General features: G+C 63.1%; 27 protein-coding genes and 1 tRNA gene. 9 read left to right on the forward strand and 19 right to left on the reverse strand.

What is annotated here, in order from left to right; all coding sequences use genetic code 11:
* Window positions 1–3: 3 nt before the first annotated feature.
* Both JQ603_RS04045 and JQ603_RS04050 read right to left on the reverse strand, forming a co-directional pair.
* Window positions 4–1,608 (reverse strand): carboxyl transferase domain-containing protein, encoded by a 1,605-nt coding sequence (locus JQ603_RS04045; protein WP_212336699.1) that lies wholly within the window; start codon window positions 1,606–1,608, stop codon window positions 4–6.
* A 24-nt stretch (window positions 1,609–1,632) separates the two neighbouring features.
* On the reverse strand, window positions 1,633–2,760 hold the full coding sequence (locus JQ603_RS04050) for an isovaleryl-CoA dehydrogenase (RefSeq protein ID WP_283817409.1): 1,128 nt from the start codon (window positions 2,758–2,760) through the stop codon (window positions 1,633–1,635).
* Between the two features lie 156 nt (window positions 2,761–2,916).
* Between JQ603_RS04050 and JQ603_RS04055 the strand changes: the two genes are divergently transcribed.
* Complete coding sequence (locus JQ603_RS04055; protein ID WP_212336701.1) at window positions 2,917–3,945, forward strand: AraC family transcriptional regulator; 1,029 nt, start codon at window positions 2,917–2,919, stop codon at window positions 3,943–3,945.
* 96 nt (window positions 3,946–4,041) lie between these two features.
* On the opposite strand, the gene JQ603_RS04060 is transcribed toward JQ603_RS04055, so the two are convergent.
* From JQ603_RS04060 to JQ603_RS04070, 3 genes are all read right to left on the reverse strand, one after another.
* Window positions 4,042–4,338, reverse strand: coding sequence for a DUF3551 domain-containing protein (locus JQ603_RS04060; RefSeq protein WP_212336702.1), 297 nt, complete (start codon window positions 4,336–4,338; stop codon window positions 4,042–4,044).
* A 217-nt stretch (window positions 4,339–4,555) separates the two neighbouring features.
* Entirely contained in the window at window positions 4,556–5,047 is a 492-nt protein-coding gene (locus tag JQ603_RS04065) for an Lrp/AsnC family transcriptional regulator (RefSeq protein WP_212338178.1), read from the reverse strand.
* A 309-nt stretch (window positions 5,048–5,356) separates the two neighbouring features.
* A complete protein-coding gene (locus JQ603_RS04070) occupies window positions 5,357–5,662 on the reverse strand; it encodes an ETC complex I subunit (protein ID WP_212336703.1) in 306 nt (101 codons plus the stop codon).
* Window positions 5,663–5,920: 258 nt separating this feature from the next.
* Between JQ603_RS04070 and JQ603_RS04075 the strand changes: the two genes are divergently transcribed.
* On the forward strand, window positions 5,921–7,093 hold the full coding sequence (locus JQ603_RS04075) for an OpgC domain-containing protein (RefSeq protein ID WP_212336704.1): 1,173 nt from the start codon (window positions 5,921–5,923) through the stop codon (window positions 7,091–7,093).
* A 141-nt stretch (window positions 7,094–7,234) separates the two neighbouring features.
* Here JQ603_RS04075 and JQ603_RS04080 read toward each other — a convergent pair whose 3' ends face one another.
* Together JQ603_RS04080 and JQ603_RS04085 are read right to left on the reverse strand one after the other, a co-directional pair.
* A complete protein-coding gene (locus JQ603_RS04080) occupies window positions 7,235–7,429 on the reverse strand; it encodes a hypothetical protein (protein ID WP_212336705.1) in 195 nt (64 codons plus the stop codon).
* Between the two features lie 780 nt (window positions 7,430–8,209).
* Window positions 8,210–8,623, reverse strand: a complete 414-nt coding sequence (locus tag JQ603_RS04085; RefSeq protein ID WP_212336706.1) for a hypothetical protein — start codon at window positions 8,621–8,623, stop codon at window positions 8,210–8,212.
* Window positions 8,624–8,891: 268 nt separating this feature from the next.
* Between JQ603_RS04085 and JQ603_RS04090 the strand changes: the two genes are divergently transcribed.
* Window positions 8,892–9,113 carry an RNA-binding protein gene (locus JQ603_RS04090; RefSeq protein ID WP_212336707.1) on the forward strand — a complete coding sequence of 74 codons (222 nt, stop codon included), beginning with the start codon at window positions 8,892–8,894 and terminating at the stop codon, window positions 9,111–9,113.
* 52 nt (window positions 9,114–9,165) lie between these two features.
* Here JQ603_RS04090 and JQ603_RS04095 read toward each other — a convergent pair.
* The 4 genes from JQ603_RS04095 to JQ603_RS04110 all read right to left on the reverse strand — a co-directional run bounded on the left by JQ603_RS04095 (window position 9,166) and on the right by JQ603_RS04110 (window position 11,579).
* Window positions 9,166–9,242, reverse strand: a tRNA-Pro gene (locus JQ603_RS04095).
* A gap of 96 nt (window positions 9,243–9,338) precedes the next feature.
* Window positions 9,339–9,824 carry a DUF192 domain-containing protein gene (locus JQ603_RS04100; protein WP_212336708.1) on the reverse strand — a complete coding sequence of 162 codons (486 nt, stop codon included), beginning with the start codon at window positions 9,822–9,824 and terminating at the stop codon, window positions 9,339–9,341.
* A 132-nt stretch (window positions 9,825–9,956) separates the two neighbouring features.
* Entirely contained in the window at window positions 9,957–10,550 is a 594-nt protein-coding gene (locus JQ603_RS04105; RefSeq protein ID WP_433996620.1) for a cold-shock protein, read from the reverse strand.
* A gap of 267 nt (window positions 10,551–10,817) precedes the next feature.
* Complete coding sequence (locus JQ603_RS04110; protein ID WP_212336712.1) at window positions 10,818–11,579, reverse strand: SIR2 family NAD-dependent protein deacylase; 762 nt, start codon at window positions 11,577–11,579, stop codon at window positions 10,818–10,820.
* A gap of 396 nt (window positions 11,580–11,975) precedes the next feature.
* On the opposite strand from JQ603_RS04110, the gene JQ603_RS04115 reads away from it, so the two are divergent.
* On the forward strand, window positions 11,976–12,140 hold the full coding sequence (locus JQ603_RS04115; protein WP_164933808.1) for a hypothetical protein: 165 nt from the start codon (window positions 11,976–11,978) through the stop codon (window positions 12,138–12,140).
* A gap of 68 nt (window positions 12,141–12,208) precedes the next feature.
* On the opposite strand, the gene JQ603_RS04120 is transcribed toward JQ603_RS04115, so the two are convergent.
* Complete coding sequence (locus tag JQ603_RS04120) at window positions 12,209–12,493, reverse strand: hypothetical protein (RefSeq protein ID WP_212336714.1); 285 nt, start codon at window positions 12,491–12,493, stop codon at window positions 12,209–12,211.
* A 295-nt stretch (window positions 12,494–12,788) separates the two neighbouring features.
* Between JQ603_RS04120 and JQ603_RS04125 the strand changes: the two genes are divergently transcribed.
* Together JQ603_RS04125 and JQ603_RS38250 are read left to right on the forward strand one after the other, a co-directional pair.
* A complete protein-coding gene (locus tag JQ603_RS04125; RefSeq protein ID WP_212336715.1) occupies window positions 12,789–13,019 on the forward strand; it encodes a hypothetical protein in 231 nt (76 codons plus the stop codon).
* Window positions 13,020–13,096: 77 nt separating this feature from the next.
* On the forward strand, window positions 13,097–13,222 hold the full coding sequence (locus JQ603_RS38250) for a hypothetical protein (RefSeq protein ID WP_271581695.1): 126 nt from the start codon (window positions 13,097–13,099) through the stop codon (window positions 13,220–13,222).
* A gap of 11 nt (window positions 13,223–13,233) precedes the next feature.
* On the opposite strand, the gene JQ603_RS04130 is transcribed toward JQ603_RS38250, so the two are convergent.
* The 3 genes from JQ603_RS04130 to JQ603_RS04140 form a co-directional block, all read right to left on the reverse strand.
* Entirely contained in the window at window positions 13,234–13,431 is a 198-nt protein-coding gene (locus JQ603_RS04130; RefSeq protein WP_212336717.1) for a hypothetical protein, read from the reverse strand.
* An 845-nt stretch (window positions 13,432–14,276) separates the two neighbouring features.
* Window positions 14,277–14,414: a hypothetical protein gene (locus JQ603_RS04135; RefSeq protein WP_212336719.1), complete on the reverse strand. Its 138-nt coding sequence runs from the start codon at window positions 14,412–14,414 to the stop codon at window positions 14,277–14,279.
* A 642-nt stretch (window positions 14,415–15,056) separates the two neighbouring features.
* Entirely contained in the window at window positions 15,057–15,353 is a 297-nt protein-coding gene (locus JQ603_RS04140; RefSeq protein WP_063683643.1) for an HU family DNA-binding protein, read from the reverse strand.
* Between the two features lie 539 nt (window positions 15,354–15,892).
* Here JQ603_RS04140 and JQ603_RS04145 point away from each other — a divergent pair.
* The gene (locus JQ603_RS04145) at window positions 15,893–16,195 is read left to right on the forward strand and encodes a hypothetical protein (RefSeq protein WP_183239317.1); all 303 of its coding nucleotides are present in this window, start codon (window positions 15,893–15,895) and stop codon (window positions 16,193–16,195) included.
* A 95-nt stretch (window positions 16,196–16,290) separates the two neighbouring features.
* Here the strand turns inward: JQ603_RS04145 and JQ603_RS04150 are convergent, their stop codons facing one another.
* Window positions 16,291–16,626 carry a GYD domain-containing protein gene (locus JQ603_RS04150; protein WP_212336721.1) on the reverse strand — a complete coding sequence of 112 codons (336 nt, stop codon included), beginning with the start codon at window positions 16,624–16,626 and terminating at the stop codon, window positions 16,291–16,293.
* Window positions 16,627–16,938: 312 nt separating this feature from the next.
* On the opposite strand from JQ603_RS04150, the gene JQ603_RS04155 reads away from it, so the two are divergent.
* Window positions 16,939–17,211, forward strand: a complete 273-nt coding sequence (locus JQ603_RS04155; protein ID WP_212336723.1) for a hypothetical protein — start codon at window positions 16,939–16,941, stop codon at window positions 17,209–17,211.
* A gap of 169 nt (window positions 17,212–17,380) precedes the next feature.
* Window positions 17,381–17,875: a hypothetical protein gene (locus JQ603_RS04160; protein WP_212338181.1), complete on the forward strand. Its 495-nt coding sequence runs from the start codon at window positions 17,381–17,383 to the stop codon at window positions 17,873–17,875.
* A gap of 302 nt (window positions 17,876–18,177) precedes the next feature.
* Here the strand turns inward: JQ603_RS04160 and JQ603_RS04165 are convergent, their stop codons facing one another.
* Genes JQ603_RS04165 through JQ603_RS04175 form a run of 3 tightly spaced genes read right to left on the reverse strand, consistent with a single transcriptional unit; the run spans window position 18,178 to window position 19,204 of the window.
* The gene (locus JQ603_RS04165) at window positions 18,178–18,441 is read right to left on the reverse strand and encodes a hypothetical protein (protein ID WP_212336725.1); all 264 of its coding nucleotides are present in this window, start codon (window positions 18,439–18,441) and stop codon (window positions 18,178–18,180) included.
* Window positions 18,441–18,641, reverse strand: coding sequence for a hypothetical protein (locus JQ603_RS04170; RefSeq protein ID WP_212336727.1), 201 nt, complete (start codon window positions 18,639–18,641; stop codon window positions 18,441–18,443). The genes JQ603_RS04165 and JQ603_RS04170 overlap by 1 nt, the downstream gene beginning before the upstream one ends.
* Window positions 18,642–18,694: 53 nt before the next feature.
* Entirely contained in the window at window positions 18,695–19,204 is a 510-nt protein-coding gene (locus JQ603_RS04175) for a site-2 protease family protein (protein ID WP_212336729.1), read from the reverse strand.
* Window positions 19,205–19,281 lie beyond the last annotated feature (77 nt).

The raw sequence follows: 19,281 nt of genomic DNA on the forward strand, positions 1-19,281 counted from the left end.
GCATCACATCCTGAACAGGCCGAATTTCGTCGGTTCAATCGGCGCATTCGACGCCGCCGAGAGGCCAAGGCCGAGCACGAGGCGCGTGTCGGCCGGATCGATCACGCCGTCGTCCCACAGGCGCGCGGTCGCGTAATAGGGATGCCCCTGACTCTCATATTGCGCGCGGATGGGTTCCCGGAATTTATCTTCCTCTTCCTTCGACCAGCTATCGCCCTTGGCCTCGATATTGTCGCGGCGGACCTGGCTCAGCACCATCGAAGCCTGCTCGCCGCCCATCACCGAGATGCGCGCGTTCGGCCACATCCAGAGGAAGCGCGGTGAGTAGGCGCGGCCGCACATGCCGTAATTGCCGGCGCCGTAGGAGCCACCGATCACCACGGTGAATTTCGGCACCGAGGCGGTCGCAACCGCCGTCACCAGCTTGGCGCCGTCGCGCGCGATGCCGCCGGCCTCGTACTTCTTGCCGACCATGAAGCCCGTGATGTTCTGCAGGAACACCAGGGGAATGCCGCGCTGGCAGCACAGCTCGATGAAATGCGCGCCCTTCAGCGAGCTCTCGCTGAACAAAATGCCGTTGTTGGCGATGATGCCGACCGGATAGCCCCAGATATGGGCGAAGCCGCAGACCAGCGTCGTCCCGTAGAGCTTCTTGAACTCGTCGAATTCGGAGCCGTCGACGACGCGGGCGATGATGTCGCGCACATCGAACGGCTTTCTGCCATCGACCGGCACCACGCCGTAGATTTCCTCTGCCGCAAACAGCGGATCGCGCGGCGGATGCATATTGAGGTTCGGCCGCGTGGACGGCTTCAGCGTGCCCACGATGCGCCGGGCGATCCCGATCGCATGGGCATCGTTCTGGGCGTAATGATCGGTCACGCCCGACTGCCGCGAATGCACGTCGGCGCCGCCGAGCTCCTCCGCGCTTACGACCTCGCCGGTCGCAGCCTTCACCAGCGGCGGGCCGCCGAGGAAGATGGTGCCTTGATTTCGCACGATGATGCTCTCGTCCGACATCGCCGGCACATAGGCGCCGCCGGCAGTGCAGGAGCCCATCACGATCGCGATCTGCGGAATGCCCTGTGAGGACATCTGCGCCTGGTTGTAGAAGATCCGGCCGAAGTGCCGCTCGTCCGGGAAGATCTCGTCCTGCAGCGGCAGGAAGGCGCCGCCGGAATCGACCATGTAGACGCAAGGCAGATTGTTCTGCCGCGCGATGTCCTGCGCGCGCAGATGCTTCTTCACGGTCATCGGGTAATAGGTGCCGCCCTTGATGGTGGCGTCATTGGCGACGATCACGCATTCGCGGCCCGAGATGCGCCCGACGCCGGTGACGACGCTCGCCGAATGCACGTCGCCGCCATAGAGGCCGTAGGCCGCGAGCGGCGACAGCTCCAGGAACGAGGTGCCGGGATCTACCAGGAGGTCGACGCGCTCGCGCGCCAGCATCTTGCCGCGCGACGTATGGCGGTTGCGCGAGGCCTCGCCGCCGCCGCCGGCGACCTGGCTGAGTTTTTCGCGCAAGTCCGCGACGAGGATGCGCATGGCCTCGGAATTGCGCGCAAAGTCCGACGAAGAAGGATCGATGCTGGAATGGAGCGGCATGTTGATTCCAATGAGGTGAAAGATTTAAGCCGTCTCGGCCATCAGTTCACGGCCGATCAGCATGCGGCGCACCTCGGATGTACCGGCGCCGATCTCGTAGAGTTTTGCGTCGCGCCAGAGGCGGCCGACCGGGAATTCGGATGTGTAGCCGACGCCGCCAAGCGCCTGGATCGCCTCGCCGGCCATCCAGGTCGCCTTCTCCGCGGAATAGAGGATCGCGGCGGCCGCGTCCTTGCGTAAGCTGCGCGCATGGTCGGCGCGGTCGCAGGCGCGCCCGACCGCATAGACATAGGCGCGCGTCGCCTGCCAGGTCGCATACATGTCGGCGAGCTTGCCCTGCATCAGCTGGAAATCGCCGATTGGCTGGCCGAACTGCTTGCGCTCGTGCATGTAGGGCACGACGGCGTCCATGCACGCCGCCATGATCCCGAGCGGGCCGCCGGAGAGCACTGCGCGCTCATAGTCGAGGCCGGACATCAGCACCTTGACGCCCTCGCCCACCTTGCCCATCACGTTCTCCTCGGGGACCTCGCACTCGTCGAAGAACAGCGGATAGGTGTTGGAGCCGCGCATGCCGAGCTTGTCGAGATGCTGGCCGTGGGTGAAGCCTTTGAAACCCTTTTCGATCAGGAAGGCGGTCATGCCGCGCGGGCCGGCCTCCGGATCAGTCTTGGCGTAGACCACCAGCACGTCGGCATCGCCGCCATTGGTGATCCACATCTTGGAGCCGTTGAGCACGTAGCGGTCGCCGCGCTTGTCGGCGCGCAGCTTCATCGAGACCACGTCGGAGCCGGCGCCGGGCTCGGACATCGCGAGCGCGCCGACATATTCGCCGGAGATCAGCTTGGGCAGGTAGCGCTGGCGCTGGGCGTCGTTGCCGTTGCGGCGGATCTGGTTGACGCAGAGGTTGGAATGGGCGCCGTAGGATAGCCCCACAGCGGCCGAGCCGCGCGAGATCTCCTCCATGGCGACGATATGGGCGAGATAGCCCATGTTGGAGCCGCCATATTGCTCCGGGGCGGTCATGCCGAGCAGGCCGAGGTCGCCGAGGCGTTTCCACAGGTCCGCCGGGAACAGATTGGCCTTCTCGATATCGGCCGCGCGCGGGGTGATCTCCGCCTCCACGAAGGCGCGGAGCGTGTCGCGCAGCATGCCGATGTCTTCGCCCAGATCGAAATCGATGCTCGGGATGTTCAAGGCGATTCCTCCGTAATTTGAGACCGAACCTAGCGGGGAGCGGGCCCTCTTGCGGTCGAAAAGGTTGCATTTTCCGCCAAACTTGGCGAGGATTTTCCGGACGGAGTTCCAATGACTTTTCAAGCCGCAACCGCGGTCCCGCGCCGCGCCGTGACCCCCGCCGCCTTTGTTCGCGGCGTGGTGGCCGCCTATGAGCGATACGGCCGCGATCCGGCCGAGGCCCTCAGCCGGGGCCAGGTAGCGCCGGACCTTGTCAATTCTCCGGACGGGCGGGTCACCGCGGCCCAGTTCGAGGCCCTCGCCGGCCACGCCATGCGCGAGCTCGACGACGAGGCGCTCGGCTGGTTCTCGCGCCGGCTGCCATGGGGCACCTACGGCATGCTGTGCCGCGCCTCGATCACGGCGCCAACGCTTGAGGTCGCGCTCAAGCGCTGGTGCCGGCATCACCGCCTGCTCACCGAGGACGTCCTGCTCGATCTCGCCGTCGGCGAGGAAACCGCGACCGTGACCATTTGCGAGCTACGCGACCTCAGGGCTTTCCGCGAATTCTGCCTGGTCACCCTGCTCCGCTACGTGCTCGGCTTTTCCTGCTGGGCGGTGGATTCCAGGATCGCGCTCCGCGCCGCGGAATTTCCGTTTCCCGAGCCCGGCCACGTCTCGGTCTATCCGACCATCTTCTCCCGGACCATCCGCTTCAACGCGCCCCATGCCCGCATCGTCTTCGACAAGCATTATCTGTCGCTGCCGCTGACCCGCAGCGCCGCCGATCTCGACAACATGCTCAAGGGCGCGCTCAGGCTGACCGTGCTGCCCTACCGGCGCGACCGCCTGCTGGTCGAACGCGTGCGGCGCGTGCTGCGCAATGCGCGCGGACGGGTTCTCGGTGCCGAGGACGTCGCAAGCGAGCTCGCGCTCTCGACCCGCACCATGCATCGCCGCCTGCGCGAGGAGTCCACCTCGCTGCGCGATCTCAAGGAAGAAGCAAAGTTCGAGCTGGCCAAACAGGAGCTGATGCGCGGCCGCACCCCGATCAAGCGGATCGCGGAGATCGCCGGCTTCCGCAACGAAAAGAGCTTTTCGCGGGCCTTTCGGACCTGGACCGGCGCCTCCCCGCGCGAGTTTCGAGGGCGCTATCGGTGACGCGCCGGCGAGCGACGTTGCCTCGCTATCACAAACTTACGGCCCCCGAGATCAACCTCGGAGGCCGCAACTTTTCGAAACTCCTGATGTCAGGCGTCAGTTCGAGTTGGTCTGCGCGCCCGCGCGAAGCTTGGGGTGCTTGGCCTGCTTCGGCTGGAAAGCGAGCGCGTCGTTGGTGGCCTTGGCGCCGCCGCTCTGCGAGCACATGCCGCCGATGCCACCGGCAGCAGCCCGGCAGGCTTCCATCGTCGGATAGCCGCAGCCGTGAGCGGCCTGGGCGCCGTTGGTGATGCAGTAGTCCTCTGCCTGCGCAGCCGGCGCGGTCAGAACCAGAAACGCAGACGCAAACAGCGTCGCAGCGGAAGCCGCGAACGTCTTCGAGTTCGATGTCATGTTGTCTTTTCCTGCTTCAGGGTCCCACAAAAGAGTCCTCGGCATGCGACGCAGGCTGAGGGTCACACCTTGCATCTAGGCGGCGCACAGGACCCGACAATCACGGCTCAGCGCATTGCAGGACTTCCCAAATCACATGTCACAGTTAGGTGAGTTACTCAGTGTTATAATTCGTCTTTTGTGAAATCGCCGATCGATCGGTCCGGGAGAATTCGAATCAACTGATCGCCGGTACCGCCGCCTCTTGCAGCGGTAGCGGCACGTCCTTGGCGACGCCCAGCACCGGAAAGCTGCGGACGTTCTTGACGTCAGGCATCGCGGCGAAATGCAGCAGCTGCTGGCGCATGCTCTCGACGCTCGGCGCGACGCATTTGAGGAGATAGTCGGTGTCGCCCGAAATCCGCCAGCACTGCTGGATGCGCGGGATCGCGGCGATCGAGCTCTCGAACGCCTCCAGCACCGGCTGCGCCTGGCTGCCGAGCTGGATCGAGACGAACGACACCACCTCATAGCCGAGCAGCCGCTCGTCGATCACGGCGCGCACTGCCCGGATCACGCCGCGGCTGAACAGCGATTTCAGCCGCCGCAGGCAGTTCGGCGCGGAGACGCCGACGCGCAGCGCCAGCTCGTTGTTGCGAACCCGCCCGTCCTGCTGCAGCTCGGAAAGTATCTTCAGATCGACGCCGTCGAGCTGGTCACGCCCCGCCATACCCCACCCCGCCATGGTCGTGTCATGCGAGGCAGCGAAGCACGGAGTGAGATTGGTGCCAACCACCTTGGGCTTCCCGGAGGCTGGAAAAGCGTGGCGGGAAGCTTGCCTGCGGCCCATCCTTCGAGACGCCCGCCTCCGGCGGGCCCTCAGGACGAGGTCACGCTTCGCGGCGAGATTTCAGACCCTCATAGTGAGGAGCCCGCCACAGCGGGCGTCTCGAACCATGCAGGCCGAGCTCATGAGGTCCCAAAACGCAGATGCCCGGGACAAGCCCGGGCATGACGTGCCGACAGAGCTTGCCGAGGATCAGTGCGTCCAGGGCTCGCCGCGGCGGAACGAGAAATTGTCCGCATACGCGACCGGCCGGCGGATCGAATCCTGGGGCTCGATGACCTGGTAGGCGATGCCCTTGCGCTCGCAATAGGCGATCGCCTCTTCCTTGCTGTGGAAGCGCAGGGTGATCTGCTGGTTCATGTCGCCCGACGAGGTCCAGCCCATCAGCGGCTCGACCGCGCGCGGCTGCTCCGGCTCGTAGTCCAGCTGCCATTCCTTCGTCTTGGACCGGCCGGATTGCATCGCGTTCTTGGCGGGCTTGAAAATGCGTGCGGTCATGGGTGGTCCGGGCCTCGTTTTTCGTCTTTTCGTTCGATTTCGCTGCGTCAGGGTGGCAGTTGGTGGAAACCTCAGGGATAGTATAGAGACACCAGTCGGTAACTGATCGGTGATTCCGGCCCCCGGCGACCCTCAGGACGGTATAGTCATTATGCTGCACCGTGACAATTGCGTACCCGCCCTCCGCGCCGGGATCCCACCCGGCGGCACTGCATCCCTGACCTCAGCCTGTCCGCCTCCTTCGAAAGCTCCCGTCGCATGGCCTTCCTGAACGTCAGCGCAACGCTCCCCGAGAAAGGCCGCGACCTCAGGCTCGACCTGTTTCGCGGCGTCGCCAACTGGGCGATCTTCCTCGACCACATTCCCGACAACGTCGTGAACTGGATCACGACGCGCAATTACGGCTTTTCCGACGCCGCCGACCTGTTCGTCTTCATCTCCGGCTACACCGCCTCCTTCGTCTATGCGCGGATGATGCTGGAACGCGGCTTCATCGTCGGCGCCACCCGCCTCACCAAGCGGGTCTGGCAGCTCTACGTCGCCCACATCATCCTGTTCGTGATCTACATCGCCTCGATCAGTTATCTCGCGCTGCGCTTCGGCGATTCCGAGATGATCAACGAGTTCAACGTCGCCGGCCTCGTCGACAACGCCACCGAGACGTTGCGCCAGGGCCTGTTCCTGCGCTTCAAGCCGCTCAATCTCGACGTGCTGCCGCTGTACATCGTGCTGATGGGCCTGTTTCCGCCGGTGCTGTGGTTCATGCTGCGCAAGCCCGATTTGACGATGGCGCTGTCGATCGTGCTGTGGCTCGCCGCACGCCAGTTCGGCTGGAATCTGACGGCCTATCCGGCCGGTCAGTGGTACTTCAACCCTTATTGCTGGCAGGTGCTGTTCGTGTTCGGCGCCTGGTGCGCGATGGGCGGCGCGCGGCGCTCGATGACGCTGATCAATTCGCCGATCACGCTGTGGCTCTGCCTCGGTTATATGCTGTTCGCGCTGGTCATGACCATGGCCGGCCGCTTCCCCACCTTCGGCGGCATGTTCCCGGAATGGCTGTTCTCGGCCTTCAACCCCAACGACAAGACCAACCTCGCGCCCTACCGCTTCCTCCATTTCGTCGTGATCGTGATCCTGGTGATCCGCTTCGTGCCGAAGGACTGGCCGGGCCTGGAATGGAAGGTGTTCGACCCGCTGATCGTGTGCGGCCAGCAGTCGCTCGCGGTGTTCTGCGTCGGCGTATTCCTGTCGTTCGTCGGCCATTTCGAACTGTCGATGAGCTCGGGCTCGCTGTTCGCGCAGCTCTTCGTCAGCATCGCCGGCATCGCGATCATGACGACCGTGGCCTATTACATCTCGTGGTCGAAGAAGCAGGACAAGCCGCTGAAGCCGCCGCCGGCCAAGCCGGCCGCAGAGGCCAAGGCGGCCTGAGAGAGGCTGCCTGAGAGAGGCTGCCTGAGAGAGACGACGGCTAAAGCGCGATGAGATTTGGATGAATCGTCATCGCGCTTTGGATTGTTGTTTACGCATGATCTTTCCGGAAAACCGCTTCGCACTTTTCCAGATCATGCTTTAGGCCGCCTCTTCGCCGTCGAACTCGGTGAATTTCTTGTAGATCCAGTCGCGGCCGTCGTGCCGGCGCCAGACCTTGCCGTAAACGAGCTGCCCGTTGATCGAGCGGCGTGGCACGATCACGGTCCAGAGGTGCCAGATTTCGGTCCAGCTCGACTGCGTGCTGACCGATTTTAAGTTGCGATCGAAAGACATGACGCAAAACTCACAAGATGCGCGTGCCGCGACGAACTGTGATCTTGTGTGAGCACGAGTTTCAGGCAGCCCATCGCGAGCCGGGACTGATCTGATAACGCCCACTGAGACGGCCGCAACAACCGCCCGCCCTTAACCTAACCGATCAACCTTACCTGCCGCGGACGGATTACCGGACCGGTTGAAACCCGACGCGGGTTTTTCTAGAATGCATGCGCGATTTGAGATGAGCGCGCCTTTTCGGACGTGCGGTGATTTTGAACTGACATTGCATTTTGAAAAATGACTTACCGGCGGGGACGACCGCGATGAGCTTGCATTGTGTATGTTTGCGCCTGGCGGTGCGATTGGTACCGCCTGCCCCACTACTCAGGGCGTCCGTTCAGGAACCGCCAAAGCCCGCCAACGACAACCAGATGGTCTGGCCGCTCGTGCCGTTTCCGCCCGGCTGGCACGCGTCGAGCTGATTGGACTGCTCCGAAATGAGCGGCATCCAAATGAGTGAGGTCTGAAAAGCGCAACGCCGCACAAGCGGAATATCATCGCTTGGCGGCGTCCGTTTAGGCATTGGGCGCTGAAATCCCCAACACCCATATGTCTGTGGCGCCAGCCAAAGGTTCGATGAATCTTTGGCAATCCCGCGCCAACACCCTGAAAAGTCGCGCCGAAGTCGTGCCATGCACACAATGAGCACCAGGGCGTTGGCCGGCTTCGGACATGCCTGGTGCGAGCGCTTCAGGACACCATGGGCGCCAGCCCTGCCTCAGCGATCAACCCGGGCTAAACCGCAGCGCCGGCGGCGGCGCTGGACGACGCGCTGCCAGATGCGTTCTGGGCATTGGCGCCGAGCGCGCCTTGCGCGTTGTAGGTCTGTCCGGCCTGACCGCTTTGACCAGCTTGCGCGCTCGCGGACGTCTCGACCTCCGTCGTGCCGTCGGAATAGGTGATCGTGGTGGTGGTGACTCCATCGATGGTGATCGAGACCTCGCTGACGATGGTCTTGGCCGAGCCGCCACTGCCTCCCGATCCCGAGCTTCCGCCCGCCGATTGCGACGACGATGTCGCCGACGTCGATGACGTGGCCGAAGTCGACGAAGCCGCCGATGTCGAAGAAGCCGCTGAGGACGACGCCGTGGCGGTCGACGGGGTCGTCGTCACCGCCGCGCTGGCTGATGCAATCGCACTGATCGACATGAAAACCTCGAAGGAACCTCGGACGCAACGCCGGTTACGCAACCGCCTCTCCGCTTCAACGCGGCGGGGCGGCGAAGCAGGCGCTGGATGTGTGAAAAATTCGGCGCGCCACGCATTTTCCCGCCGCGGACGCAGCAACCAAACGCCGCCATACGCGTTGCAGCTTCTTCCCACCTGTCCGGGACCCGCGAGCGGCTGCGATCAGCCGCGCGCTCTCATGGATAGATAGTCATCTCGTCTCACGTCCGTGTGAGCTGGAGCGCGGCCGGTGAATTTCTTCGACCGAGCAGAGACCAATGAAGAGAAGGCCGCAAGGCAAGGGGGCGCAGTGAGCCAGATCGATACGACCGAGAAACTCTCCGAGGCATCGGAGAGCGGAAGCTCACTGTTCGCGCTCTGTGGCCTCGGCATCGCGGGGATCGTCATGCTGGGCTGGATCTGCGCCCTCGCCTGGATCGCCTGGCGGCTCTTCGATTGGATGCTGTTCTGATGGGACGCTAGCGGGCCGTCAGGCCCTCCCTTCGAGGCATCGACACCGGGACTGGTCGGGGCAGCTGGATTCGAACCAACGACCTGCAGTACCCAAAACTGCCGCGCTACCAGGCTGCGCTATACCCCGAATGTCCGGCGAGCCCCGTCGATACACGCTTCCAAAGGCGCCAGCAAGCTTACAAACCGGCGCCAGCAAGGCTGGCAAAGGCCCTCCTAGGCGACCCTATTTGCTGCCGAACAGGGGGTGGCCGACACGGTCGCCGGGGCGGATGCCGTATTTCTGCGCCGTTCCCGCCACCACCTCCAGAACCGCCCGGGCGGGTCCCCGGGACGAGATGATCTTGGTCGACAAGGGCTCGGTGTTCTCCGCAATGCGCAGGATGCGGCCGTCGGCGCGGATGAAGATCATGTCGAGCGAGACATAGGTGTTCTTCATCCACATCGAGATTTCCTGCTCGGGATTGAAGTCGAACAGCATGCCTTTGCCGTCGGCGAGCTCCTTGCGGTACATCAGGCCGGTCTGCTTCTCCTCCTCGGTCGTCGCCATCTCCACCGAGAACACCTGCACGCCGTTCTTGGTGACGATCTCGAGCGGCTGGAAGCTCGCGGCGCCGGCGGGTGCACTCGCGACGGCAAAGCCGGCGATGACGAGGATGGCGGCGAGCCAGGTCCCGGCCAGCAACCGGAACGGCCGTCGATTGAAATTCATGGCGGAACGCATGGGGGATGGCACTCGAGGCGTGGGGAATGGAACAGTCCTACGCGGCGACCGCCGGAAAAGCCAGAGGCGCGCCGGCCTGCCAGCGCGCCTCTGCTCACGATTGCGGGAATTGGTGCCCTGCTAGTGCGACTGCAAGCCCGGCGATCCGGTCTCGGGATGGATCTCGGCCGCCATCATGCCCTTGGAGCCGGGCCCGAAGCGGACCAGCACATATTGGCCGGGGCGCAATTCGGTCATGCCGAAGCGACGCAGCGTCTCCATGTGCACGAAGATGTCGGGCGTGCCCTCGCCGCAGGTCAGGAAGCCGAAGCCGCGCAACCGGTTGAACCATTTGACCTGGGCTCGCTCCAGCCCGCTGGTCGGCGTGACCGTGACATGGGTGCGCGGCGGCAGCATCTGCGCCGGATGGATCGCGGTCGACTCGTCCATCGAGACCACGCGGAATGCCTGATAACCCTTGGCGCGCTGGATGCACTCGACGACGATGCGCGCGCCCTCATAGGCGGTCTGGAAGCCGTCGCGCCTAAGCACGGTAACGTGCAGGAGGACGTCGGGCCAGCCGTTGTCGGGAACGATGAAACCGTAGCCTTTGGAGGCGTCGAACCATTTGATGACGCCGTTCACCTCGACGAGATTGGCGCTGGCCTCACCCAGTCCGGTGAACGGGCTGAGTGCACTGTCGCGGCCAGCGCCGCCGTGCTCGCCCGGCGTCATGCGCCCCGGCGAAGTGCCCTGTCCGGGAACTCCAAGTTTTTTCGACTCAAATCCGTCCGACGACCCCATAACCCCGGACCCCACACTGCCATGCAACCCGCCAAATTGGCGGCGCCCGAATCACGCGTCTTAAGAGAATGTTCTCAATTCGACGCGACGCGAATCTTTCGACTCAAAAGATAACACTCCCGGTTGCGGCGCATAGACAAAAAAGAGATTCGCCGGAACCTATGAACAGCTTGCACAGCCGCGAATCAAACTAACGCCTTAATTACCGACGAAGGGGCCGAGGGTTTCGCCGATGTCGTGGCGGATGACGAGATCGGCGATGTCGTCCTGCTCGGTCGGCTCGCGATTGATGATCACCAAACGTGCACCGGAGTTCTTCGCCATCATCGGAAAGCCCGCCGCCGGCCATACGACGAGCGAGGAACCGATCGCGATGAAGAGGTCGCAATGCTGCGACAGCTCGGTTGCGCGCTGCATTTCATCCTCGGGCATCATCTGGCCGAACGAGATCGTGGCCGTCTTCACCGGCTCGTCGCACACGGTACAGTTGGGTGCGGCGCCGTCCTCGTCGAATCGTCGCTTCACCCAGTCGAGCTGATACGACTGCCCACATCCGATGCAGCGCGCATAAGTGGTATTTCCGTGCAGTTCAATCACGCTCTCGGCGGCGAAGCCCGAGGCCTGGTGCAGATTGTCGATGTTCTGGGTGATGACCGCCGGAATCTTGCCGGCACGGTAGAGCGCGGCGAGCGCGCGATGGCCACGGCCGGGCTTTGCCGCCGCGAAAACCTCCTCCATCGCAAAGCGGCGGCGCCAGGATTCGTCGCGCGCCTCTTGGCTCGCGACAAACTCGCCGAACTCGATCGGACGGTAGCGCGTCCAGATTCCGCCCGGCGAGCGGAAGTCGGGGATACCGCATTCGGTCGAGATGCCGGCACCGGTGAACGGCACGATGGTCCTGGCCTCGGCGATCATGTCGCCTAACCGTTCGACGCCGCTGCGAAGATCTGATGCAATCATGGGCCAGCCATCCTGACTTTCGAGCACGGCTCTATAGCATGGCCCGCGCCGGAGGTTGCCATCGTCTCTCGTCAGGCGCGCCCCTGCCCTGCGGCAGATTCGGTGTGCGTCAAGCTGCCGTTCGCCAGCTGCGCGCAGCCAAGCGGCAAGATTGTTGACGCTCTTATCAACAGCGAACAAACGCGTGGAGCAGCCTGCGGAGAGAGACGCACTCGGCAATTATTTCCGACCATCGCCTATCACAATCCTGCAATGCCTCCTCCCCATTGACGCCCCAATCAGAAGCGCCAATGCATATGTGAATGCGACTCAGCGTGCGATGCGGCGGCAGCGCTTGAGTCCGCATGTAAACTGAGTCCCGTAGACGAAGTCCAAGTGCGAACAGAGGGGATGGACATGACCGAAGACGAACAACGCAAGATCCGCGAACGCGAAGAGATCGCCGCCCGTGTCGCCGCCTTCCGTGCCACCCAGGAGAAGTTCAAGCGCGAACGCGAAGAGTATTTCGTCTCGACGCTCGAGAATGCCCGCAAGGTGGAACGGCCCTCGCTCTGGCCGTAAGGCATGTTTGATCGATACGCATGAAAAAGCCCGGAGCATCGCTCCGGGCTTTTCGCGTTGTTGGACCGTTACCAGTGGCGATAGTAGTGGCGCCGGTAGTACGGTCCGCCGTAATAGGCGTACGGGCCCGGTCCGTAATAATAGGCCGGCCCGTCATAATAGCCGTAGCCCGGACCGTAATAGCCGTACGGACGCGAGGCGGCGACTGCGCCCGCGGTGATCGCGCCGGCGGCAAGGCCGAATGCGAGGCCCGGCCCGATGCCGCGTCCGCCCGCCTCGGCGGGTGCAGGCGCCGCGATCGCGGTCACGCCGACGGCTGCGACGGTGGCGAGAACTGCCAGTGTCTTCTTCATGATCTCCTCCTTCGCAACAGGAAGCACAACGCAGGCCGCCTGCGATAGTTGCGCGCGGGGCGGAACCGGGGGCCGTCAAAAAAATGGCCATGAAGGCGGAACGAAATCCCGTCGCTGGTATTAAGTCTGCAAGTGCAGAGCCTCCGCTATCCGGTAGAGGCAAAAGCACGGAAGCCCCGTCAGTATCCTCCGCGATGCTGGCGGGGTTTTCAGTTCCACGGGAGCACAGTTCCACGGGAGCAAATGGCAGCGGACGATAACGACTGCCAGCGGGGCGGATGCCGAGGAGGAAGGATTGCCCATATCCGCATTGCTGGCCCGTATCCGCAGGCTCGTTCCCAAATCCGATGCTCAGCACTTTGAGCAGATCGTGCGCAATTTCGGTGTCGGCACGCTGCGCCCGCCTCCGACGCCGATGAGCGACGGCGAGCTTGCGCGGGCCATCGCCGAGTTCCTGAGGAAGCAGCCCTCATCCGAGTCCGTTGCGACCCTCGGCCGGCGGCTCGACCCCTCCTCCCGGCTCTAGCCGGATTTTTTTCGCGCGCGCGGAACAAGCGCCCCTCGCGCACGTTGAGGTTGTCTTGACGAAATGCGAGGCCCGACATGCCCGCTTGGCTCGAAGTTCTGCTCAACCTGTCCGGCTTCGCCGGCTTCGTGGCGCTTGCGACCTGCGGCGCTTCGTCCAGCGATGCGTCCGGGACCGACCCGATCCACACTGACGAGCGATAATTGGCCGAGCGCTAATTGGCGCGCGGCGCCTGGCCCGCCGTGCGCACCAGCCTGTCGGCCTTGACCGCCACGCGGATGTCCTCGGCTTGCGGCCGCAGCGAGAAGCTGATCACCGCGAAAGCGAGGCAGAACAGCGAGCCGACGATGGCGACCCGCCGGTAGGTGTGCCGATCGCCCTGATAAAAGGATGGTTCTGAAAATGGCGTCATGTCAAAAGCTGCTTCTTGGCAAAGTCGTTCTTGTCCTTGCAAGAACACCTACTCCAAGCAGCAGTAATCGCAACGCGATTGGGCTTTTAACCTAACCGAATAGGGTTATCGGCTTGCGCGCAAGCTTTCGTTAGCTGTTTGGGCAGCACGCGCCGTTGCCCTGCGAGCTCTGCGACGTCCCGCATTTGCCATCCGGCTTTGTTCCAGCTTCGACTCCATTTCGTTCTCGAAGAACGAATCGGAATCGAAGAAATCGGCGCGCAGCGACTCTTAACAAGAGGTGTGGATTACGCGCGGCGATGCCGACCGCGGCGACCCATTCGCGTTCGCGGCCCCACATGCAAGACTGACAAGACTGAATGCAAGACTGGCGGCCGGCTTGGCTTTCGCATGGAAATCCGGGCAGCCGCGACTTGTTCTGCATCCGACTCCATTTCGTTCTCGAAGAACGAATCGGAGTCGAGAAAATCAGTGCGAAGCGTTTGCTAACGATCGATGAAGTCGCGCGGCGTCGCTGCGTCCGTGGCGGACATCTTCGGCGGCACGAATGTCGAGACGACCGCAAACACGATGACGAATCTCGCGGCAGGGCTCGCATCGAAAGCTGTTGGCCGAGCTTGCCGTCATCGGCCTTGCGCATCGCGGGCATGTCATGTCGCGCGAACGCTGGTGCAGGATGATCGTTCCTAAACGACGGGCAGCGAGCAAACGGACGCGCAGCGACACGGCCCGCGACCGGTTCTCCGATCAAAACTCAACGCGCGCGCCCTCGCACGATACCGATCGAGCGTGCGCCAGAACGGGGCCGCGCCTGCTGGATGTCGTCGATGCCGGCCGAACCTACGTCAAGCCGCTTGCTTGCCTGTGCCCTTCTGCGAAAAGCATTCGAGGATCTGGATGCGGAGTTCCTCCGCGGCGGGGCCTTCGACCTTCCGGAGCTTGTTCCAGAGCCTGATCACTTCGCGCTGCTTTTCGACGGTCATGAGTCACCTCCAAGGTGACCTGACTAGAACAAAAAGAGAACGGTAAGTCCAGCCCTTCCGCGAGATTTCCGCGCAATAGTCTTGAACCTTCCGGGCGCTGCGCAGACTCATGAAGGCTGGGGATTTCAGCGCCCAGTCACATAGCAGCGCCGCGTGACGAACATACTCCGTCGCCGCGGCGCTGTTGCATTTTGGATTTTCAACCTTAAGTTAGAGGTATGACTGACGGCCAGGCGCTGAAATCCCATCGCCGTCAGTTTGGAAAACCCCGCGCGCATCGCGCGGGGTTTTTCTTTTGCACCGCCGGCTGACGCGAAGCGCCCTGAAACGCGGCTCACGCCGTCCCACGCCGAATTGCGCGCAGGCGCCGTGAAGCTCCTTCTGCGCGCTTCTCAAATGCTGTGGATGATCCTCGCGCTCGCGGGACTGTTCGCGATCGCGGTTCGCCGAGCACAGTCTTTCCGTCAGACCGTGAACCTTTGGCAGGCTGGCGCGTCTAACTAGTTGAAGCTTCCCCCAAGCTTCCCCCCACCAGAAAGCCCCGCTTCCCCCAGGCGGGGTTTTCGCTTTTCGCGAGGGTGATCGCGCCGCCGTCCCGCGTGCCGTTTCGTCCGGCACGCAAGGCAGCGCGTCAGCGCCGGATCAGACGGAGTCCTTGGCCACCTTCAGCGGCGAGGCCTTGACCGACTTGCTCGCCGGCTTGGCCGCGAACTGCATCGGCTCCTTGGTGAAGGGATTGATGCCCATCCGCGCTTCGGTCGCCGGCTTGTTCACGACCGACATCTTCACGAAACCGGGAATAACGAACTCACCGGACTCGTTGAGCTCCTTGTATCCGACGGTGGCCATGTACTCGATGACCGACTTCACGTCGTTCTTCGCAAGCTGCGTGCCCTCGGCGATCGCATCGATCAATTGAGTCTTGGTCATCTTCGCCATGTCAAAAATCCTCTGGATTGGGTGGGCGTGAGCTGTGAGGTCACTTGCCGGGCACATGACAAAGCCGCGCAGCGCGCTTCGTGTTCATGCCGGAGGTCAGGAAGTCACGGGGCTTAGAACCCATCGAGGCCGAAAACGCAAGCTGCAGTTTCACGTGAATCCCGTCACTTTTTGCTGCCGCCCGCCCCCCGTTGGTCGAGAGCTCGCGCGCCATATCAGCCGCGACACGGCGATGATGCGTCCGGCAACATCGCCGCCGCCGCGAGCAATGTGATGACTTTCAGGCCGCTTCGCGGTTTCCCCAGGATGAGGCTAAGCAGCGTCGGCCCCGTTGAAATTGCTGCCGCGTACCCCGCCGTCATCCTGAGGACCCGCCATCGGCGGGCGTCTCGAAGGATGGGCTGCGGGCGAGCTGTCCACCGATGCCTCCAAGGAGTCACCTCACCGTGAAACTTGTGATGTGCTGCGCGTTGTTGAGACTTCAGTAACCCAACGCATCCAAGCTTCATTAGGTATCGTTGCGTTGGAGTATCCCCACAGTGCTGAATTTTGACGAGCTGCGTGAACTCGCAGCCGATGTTCGCGTGTTTGTCGATGTCGCCGAGGACAAGGCCGAGGCGCTGAGAACCGTGATCGCGGCTTATGACGTGGTGCTGGCGATCTTCCCGTCCGCGGAAGGCATGGGCCTGCACGTCATCAAGGGCAAGGAGATCCTGGACAGGATCGCGACTTCGCGGACCCATGCGATCTACAGCCACACGGCCATCGCGGTTCCCGATCTCGAACATGCGAAAGCGCTCAAATACCTGACCACCCCCGTCGCGCAGCGGATTGCCGCGTAGCTGCGGCGCGAGGCAGACATGAGAATGAGTTCGCGAGACCGCCGCTCGACGCGGCGGTCCGCGGCCTCGCATGGTGCGCAAGGCAGTGCGAACGATCAGCTGCCGGGTGCGCTGTAGGACGAGCGCAGCTTCGCCGCGTTCTGCCGCACCTGCTTGATCTCGTCCTGCGTGAACAGGCGCATCAGCTTCACGTTCTGCAAGGTGCCCGCCGTGACGGTGAGGCCGGAGATAGCCGGCGCCGCGCTGGGATCAGGGACGTCGAAGATCACGAGAACGCCGGGGCCGTCGGCCGCGACGCTGTACATCGAGACCAGCTTTCCGCCGGCCGCTTCGATCAGCTTCCTCGCCGCTTCCTGGCGATTGGTCGTGGGATTTTCCAGAATGGCATTGAGCGCGCGCGGCGTATATTGCCCTGTGAGACAGAAATGCATGGCTTACTCCGTTCTGAAATTAAAGACGCGCATCGTGACGAGCTGATCGTCGCGACGGTGGATCTAAAATGGATGGAGTACATTGCCCGCCGTGGGCATAAACGCCGCCAGGTACTGACGAGGTTTCGGCACACCTCGTTGGCGGCTCGCATGGAACATACCTCAGCGAGCAGGCCTGTGAAAGGCGGTTTCGAAGGTCGCCCCAAAATGGTGTCCACAAACCTCCCGAGAATTTCTTGCGCTTGAAGGCCCGCTGTTAGGAACGCGGCTTCCTTATTCCCGTTGGCCAACACAACCAACCGGGAGTTCGAGATGAAGAAGATCCTCGCTGTCGCCGCCGCGCTCGGCCTGATGTGCGGCTCCGCCCTCGCCCAGACCCAGACCGGCCCTGCCCCGCAGTCCGACAACATGCAGAAGCCCGGCATGACCAAGACGCACAAGGGCTCGACCAGCACCGGCACGACGGGCATGAGCCGCGACCGCATGGACAAGAGCGGAATGGTGCGGCCGGATGCATCCGGCCAGGGCGGCTCCGGCCCCGGCAGCGACCAGGGCGGCACCAAGACGCGCAGCAACATGAAGTAAGCCGGGTCTCCTGTAAGGCTTGCTGCCCAGCCGCGTCGCTCCCCGCAAGGCGGCGCGGCCATTGTCAATTGCGCGCACTGTCACGCGTCGATCCCATGATGATGACGCCAGGCCCGACTGGCAGGATGCTCCGGCTGTTGTATGGTCGGATGTTTCTCGCGAGGGGCTGATGAAGATTGCCATTGTTGTCGCCGGTCTGATCGTTGTTGCCATTGCCGCCCTCGTGGCGATCCAGCCAGGCTTCTTGAAGCCGACAGCGCTGGCCAATCTGAAAAAGTCCGACATCCTCGGCTTCTCGCCCGGGATGACATTCGAGGAGACAAACAAGGTCGTCACGCAACGCCGCTACCGGTGCCGCCAGCTTCGCGACTCCTTCACCCTCGAATGCGCAGTCGATGGCGCCAAGGTCACGATCGACAGCGACGACGTTGACGCCAGGCATCCGATCTGGCGCGTCCATGCGGAGCTGAACAATCCGGGGCCGCAAGACGCCGCCGTCAAATCGATCTCCGGCCAGTTCAACGCCCAGCCGACCAGGGCCGCCCGCGAGGGATGGATATGGATGGTCGGCCGTGGCTTGAAGCTGAGCTACGACGGCACGGCGCTCAAGCTCGTGGACGAGGCCGAGGAGGCCCGGCGCAGCAAGGGCGGATCGAGGCGCTAGACGGCACTCATCCAAGTCGCCGATGCCATCGAAATCCGCCGGATTACTTCACTCTCGCATGTCCCTGGTCGCGAAGTGGCATCCAAACGCCACCAAGGCCAGAGTGAACGATGAGCCGAGCAGGATTTGCAGAGCCAGTTCTGTCCCCCCGCTCACATACCTGACGTCGTGCCGGTGCGCGTAACGCTCGGGATGTGCAGCATCGGGCGCTTGCGGAGAACTCGTCAAAAGCACGAGCCAGGCGACGGTGCCGCAAATCGCTGCAACCCTCGCAACCTTACCCAACCTCTGAAGCCAGCGCTTCATGCCTCCCTCAGCACCTTCACGGCGCTGAGAATGGCGAAAGCACCGAAGCCATAGATGAGCGCATTCACAAGCCAGGAAATGGCGATGCCGAGGAAGGTCGGTCCTCCGACCGCTCCCCAGACAAAATACGCAACGGTGATGCCGGGCCACTCCAGCGAAAGATAAGCGAAGTCGGTCAGCGGCTCGATGGCGAGGAGCAGCCCCGAGACGAGCGCCCCGATGGCCAATGCAATGATGAGGTTCGTCTTCACGGAGGGCATCAGAGACCCAGCAGCCCGGCGATAACAGGAATGAGGAAATAGGCGGCGACCCCGAGCAGGCCGCCCACGACAAAGCGTGCAGCGCGGCCGTGAATCTTCGTGTCCAGCCACGCACAAACGGCCACCGCAGCCTCTCTCAGCCAGCTGCCAATGAGGCTTCTGACGAGATCAAACAGGAGTTCTGCAAGGAAAGCGGCCATGGCGTTTAGTCGCCCCGCCTCTGGCGGGGTTCAACTGCCGAGGGTTTGACGGTCTATTGTCCGGCGGCTGCTTTGTCCCGCCTCGCCGCGCGCCATGCATCCCACATGAGCAGTCCATCGGACTTGTTGCCGTCCTCGAACTGTCGCGGAACGAGATTCCATGCCGCCAGCCCGAGATGGGCGAGTGCGATGGCCCAAAGCATCCTGTCGAGCCAATGCGGCTCGCCTGACAGGTAGAACGCGAGACTGGACATGCCGACGAGAAGATTGACGGCTATTCCCCCGCCGGCGAGCACCGCTGTCGTCAACGGGCCGCCGTCATATTCGTCATGCTCGACATGGCCGCTGAATGGGATGGCGTGGACCGCGAATGTGGTCGCGCCAATTCGCCAGCCGAACAGTCGTCGCCCTTCCCCGATGACAACGCCCAGAATTGGGACGCCGGCAATTCGACCAAACAGAAGGTGACCAAACTCATGCAGCACGACGGCGGAAAAAGCGGCCAGTACCATCCGCACCGTCAAGGTTGAAAGGAGGCCCTGGGCGATCAATTCCCAATTCATGAATGTTTCTCAAAAATTGGCCCCATGTGACGCGATGCCAAGACCCTCGATTCAGGCCTTCGTCGCCGCGAACTCCA

Origin of the sequence: Bradyrhizobium liaoningense, from assembly GCF_018130825.1 — a bacterium.
GTDB lineage: Bacteria > Pseudomonadota > Alphaproteobacteria > Rhizobiales > Xanthobacteraceae > Bradyrhizobium > Bradyrhizobium liaoningense_B.

Coding starts and splice junctions, on each gene's coding strand:
- JQ603_RS04045 (WP_212336699.1), bottom strand. CDS start 1,608: ATGCCGCTCCATTCCAGCATCGATCCTTCTTCGTCGGACTTTGCGCGC.
- JQ603_RS04050 (WP_283817409.1), bottom strand. CDS start 2,760: ATGCTGCGCGACACGCTCCGCGCCTTCGTGGAGGCGGAGATCACCCCG.
- JQ603_RS04055 (WP_212336701.1), top strand. CDS start 2,917: ATGACTTTTCAAGCCGCAACCGCGGTCCCGCGCCGCGCCGTGACCCCC.
- JQ603_RS04060 (WP_212336702.1), bottom strand. CDS start 4,338: ATGACATCGAACTCGAAGACGTTCGCGGCTTCCGCTGCGACGCTGTTT.
- JQ603_RS04065 (WP_212338178.1), bottom strand. CDS start 5,047: ATGGCGGGGCGTGACCAGCTCGACGGCGTCGATCTGAAGATACTTTCC.
- JQ603_RS04070 (WP_212336703.1), bottom strand. CDS start 5,662: ATGACCGCACGCATTTTCAAGCCCGCCAAGAACGCGATGCAATCCGGC.
- JQ603_RS04075 (WP_212336704.1), top strand. CDS start 5,921: ATGGCCTTCCTGAACGTCAGCGCAACGCTCCCCGAGAAAGGCCGCGAC.
- JQ603_RS04080 (WP_212336705.1), bottom strand. CDS start 7,429: ATGTCTTTCGATCGCAACTTAAAATCGGTCAGCACGCAGTCGAGCTGG.
- JQ603_RS04085 (WP_212336706.1), bottom strand. CDS start 8,623: ATGTCGATCAGTGCGATTGCATCAGCCAGCGCGGCGGTGACGACGACC.
- JQ603_RS04100 (WP_212336708.1), bottom strand. CDS start 9,824: ATGAATTTCAATCGACGGCCGTTCCGGTTGCTGGCCGGGACCTGGCTC.
- JQ603_RS04105 (WP_433996620.1), bottom strand. CDS start 10,550: ATGACGCCGGGCGAGCACGGCGGCGCTGGCCGCGACAGTGCACTCAGC.
- JQ603_RS04110 (WP_212336712.1), bottom strand. CDS start 11,579: ATGATTGCATCAGATCTTCGCAGCGGCGTCGAACGGTTAGGCGACATG.
- JQ603_RS04115 (WP_164933808.1), top strand. CDS start 11,976: ATGACCGAAGACGAACAACGCAAGATCCGCGAACGCGAAGAGATCGCC.
- JQ603_RS04120 (WP_212336714.1), bottom strand. CDS start 12,493: ATGAAGAAGACACTGGCAGTTCTCGCCACCGTCGCAGCCGTCGGCGTG.
- JQ603_RS38250 (WP_271581695.1), top strand. CDS start 13,097: ATGCCCGCTTGGCTCGAAGTTCTGCTCAACCTGTCCGGCTTCGCCGGC.
- JQ603_RS04130 (WP_212336717.1), bottom strand. CDS start 13,431: ATGACGCCATTTTCAGAACCATCCTTTTATCAGGGCGATCGGCACACC.
- JQ603_RS04135 (WP_212336719.1), bottom strand. CDS start 14,414: ATGACCGTCGAAAAGCAGCGCGAAGTGATCAGGCTCTGGAACAAGCTC.
- JQ603_RS04140 (WP_063683643.1), bottom strand. CDS start 15,353: ATGGCGAAGATGACCAAGACTCAATTGATCGATGCGATCGCCGAGGGC.
- JQ603_RS04150 (WP_212336721.1), bottom strand. CDS start 16,626: ATGCATTTCTGTCTCACAGGGCAATATACGCCGCGCGCGCTCAATGCC.
- JQ603_RS04155 (WP_212336723.1), top strand. CDS start 16,939: ATGAAGAAGATCCTCGCTGTCGCCGCCGCGCTCGGCCTGATGTGCGGC.
- JQ603_RS04160 (WP_212338181.1), top strand. CDS start 17,381: ATGAAGATTGCCATTGTTGTCGCCGGTCTGATCGTTGTTGCCATTGCC.
- JQ603_RS04165 (WP_212336725.1), bottom strand. CDS start 18,441: ATGCCCTCCGTGAAGACGAACCTCATCATTGCATTGGCCATCGGGGCG.
- JQ603_RS04170 (WP_212336727.1), bottom strand. CDS start 18,641: ATGGCCGCTTTCCTTGCAGAACTCCTGTTTGATCTCGTCAGAAGCCTC.
- JQ603_RS04175 (WP_212336729.1), bottom strand. CDS start 19,204: ATGAATTGGGAATTGATCGCCCAGGGCCTCCTTTCAACCTTGACGGTG.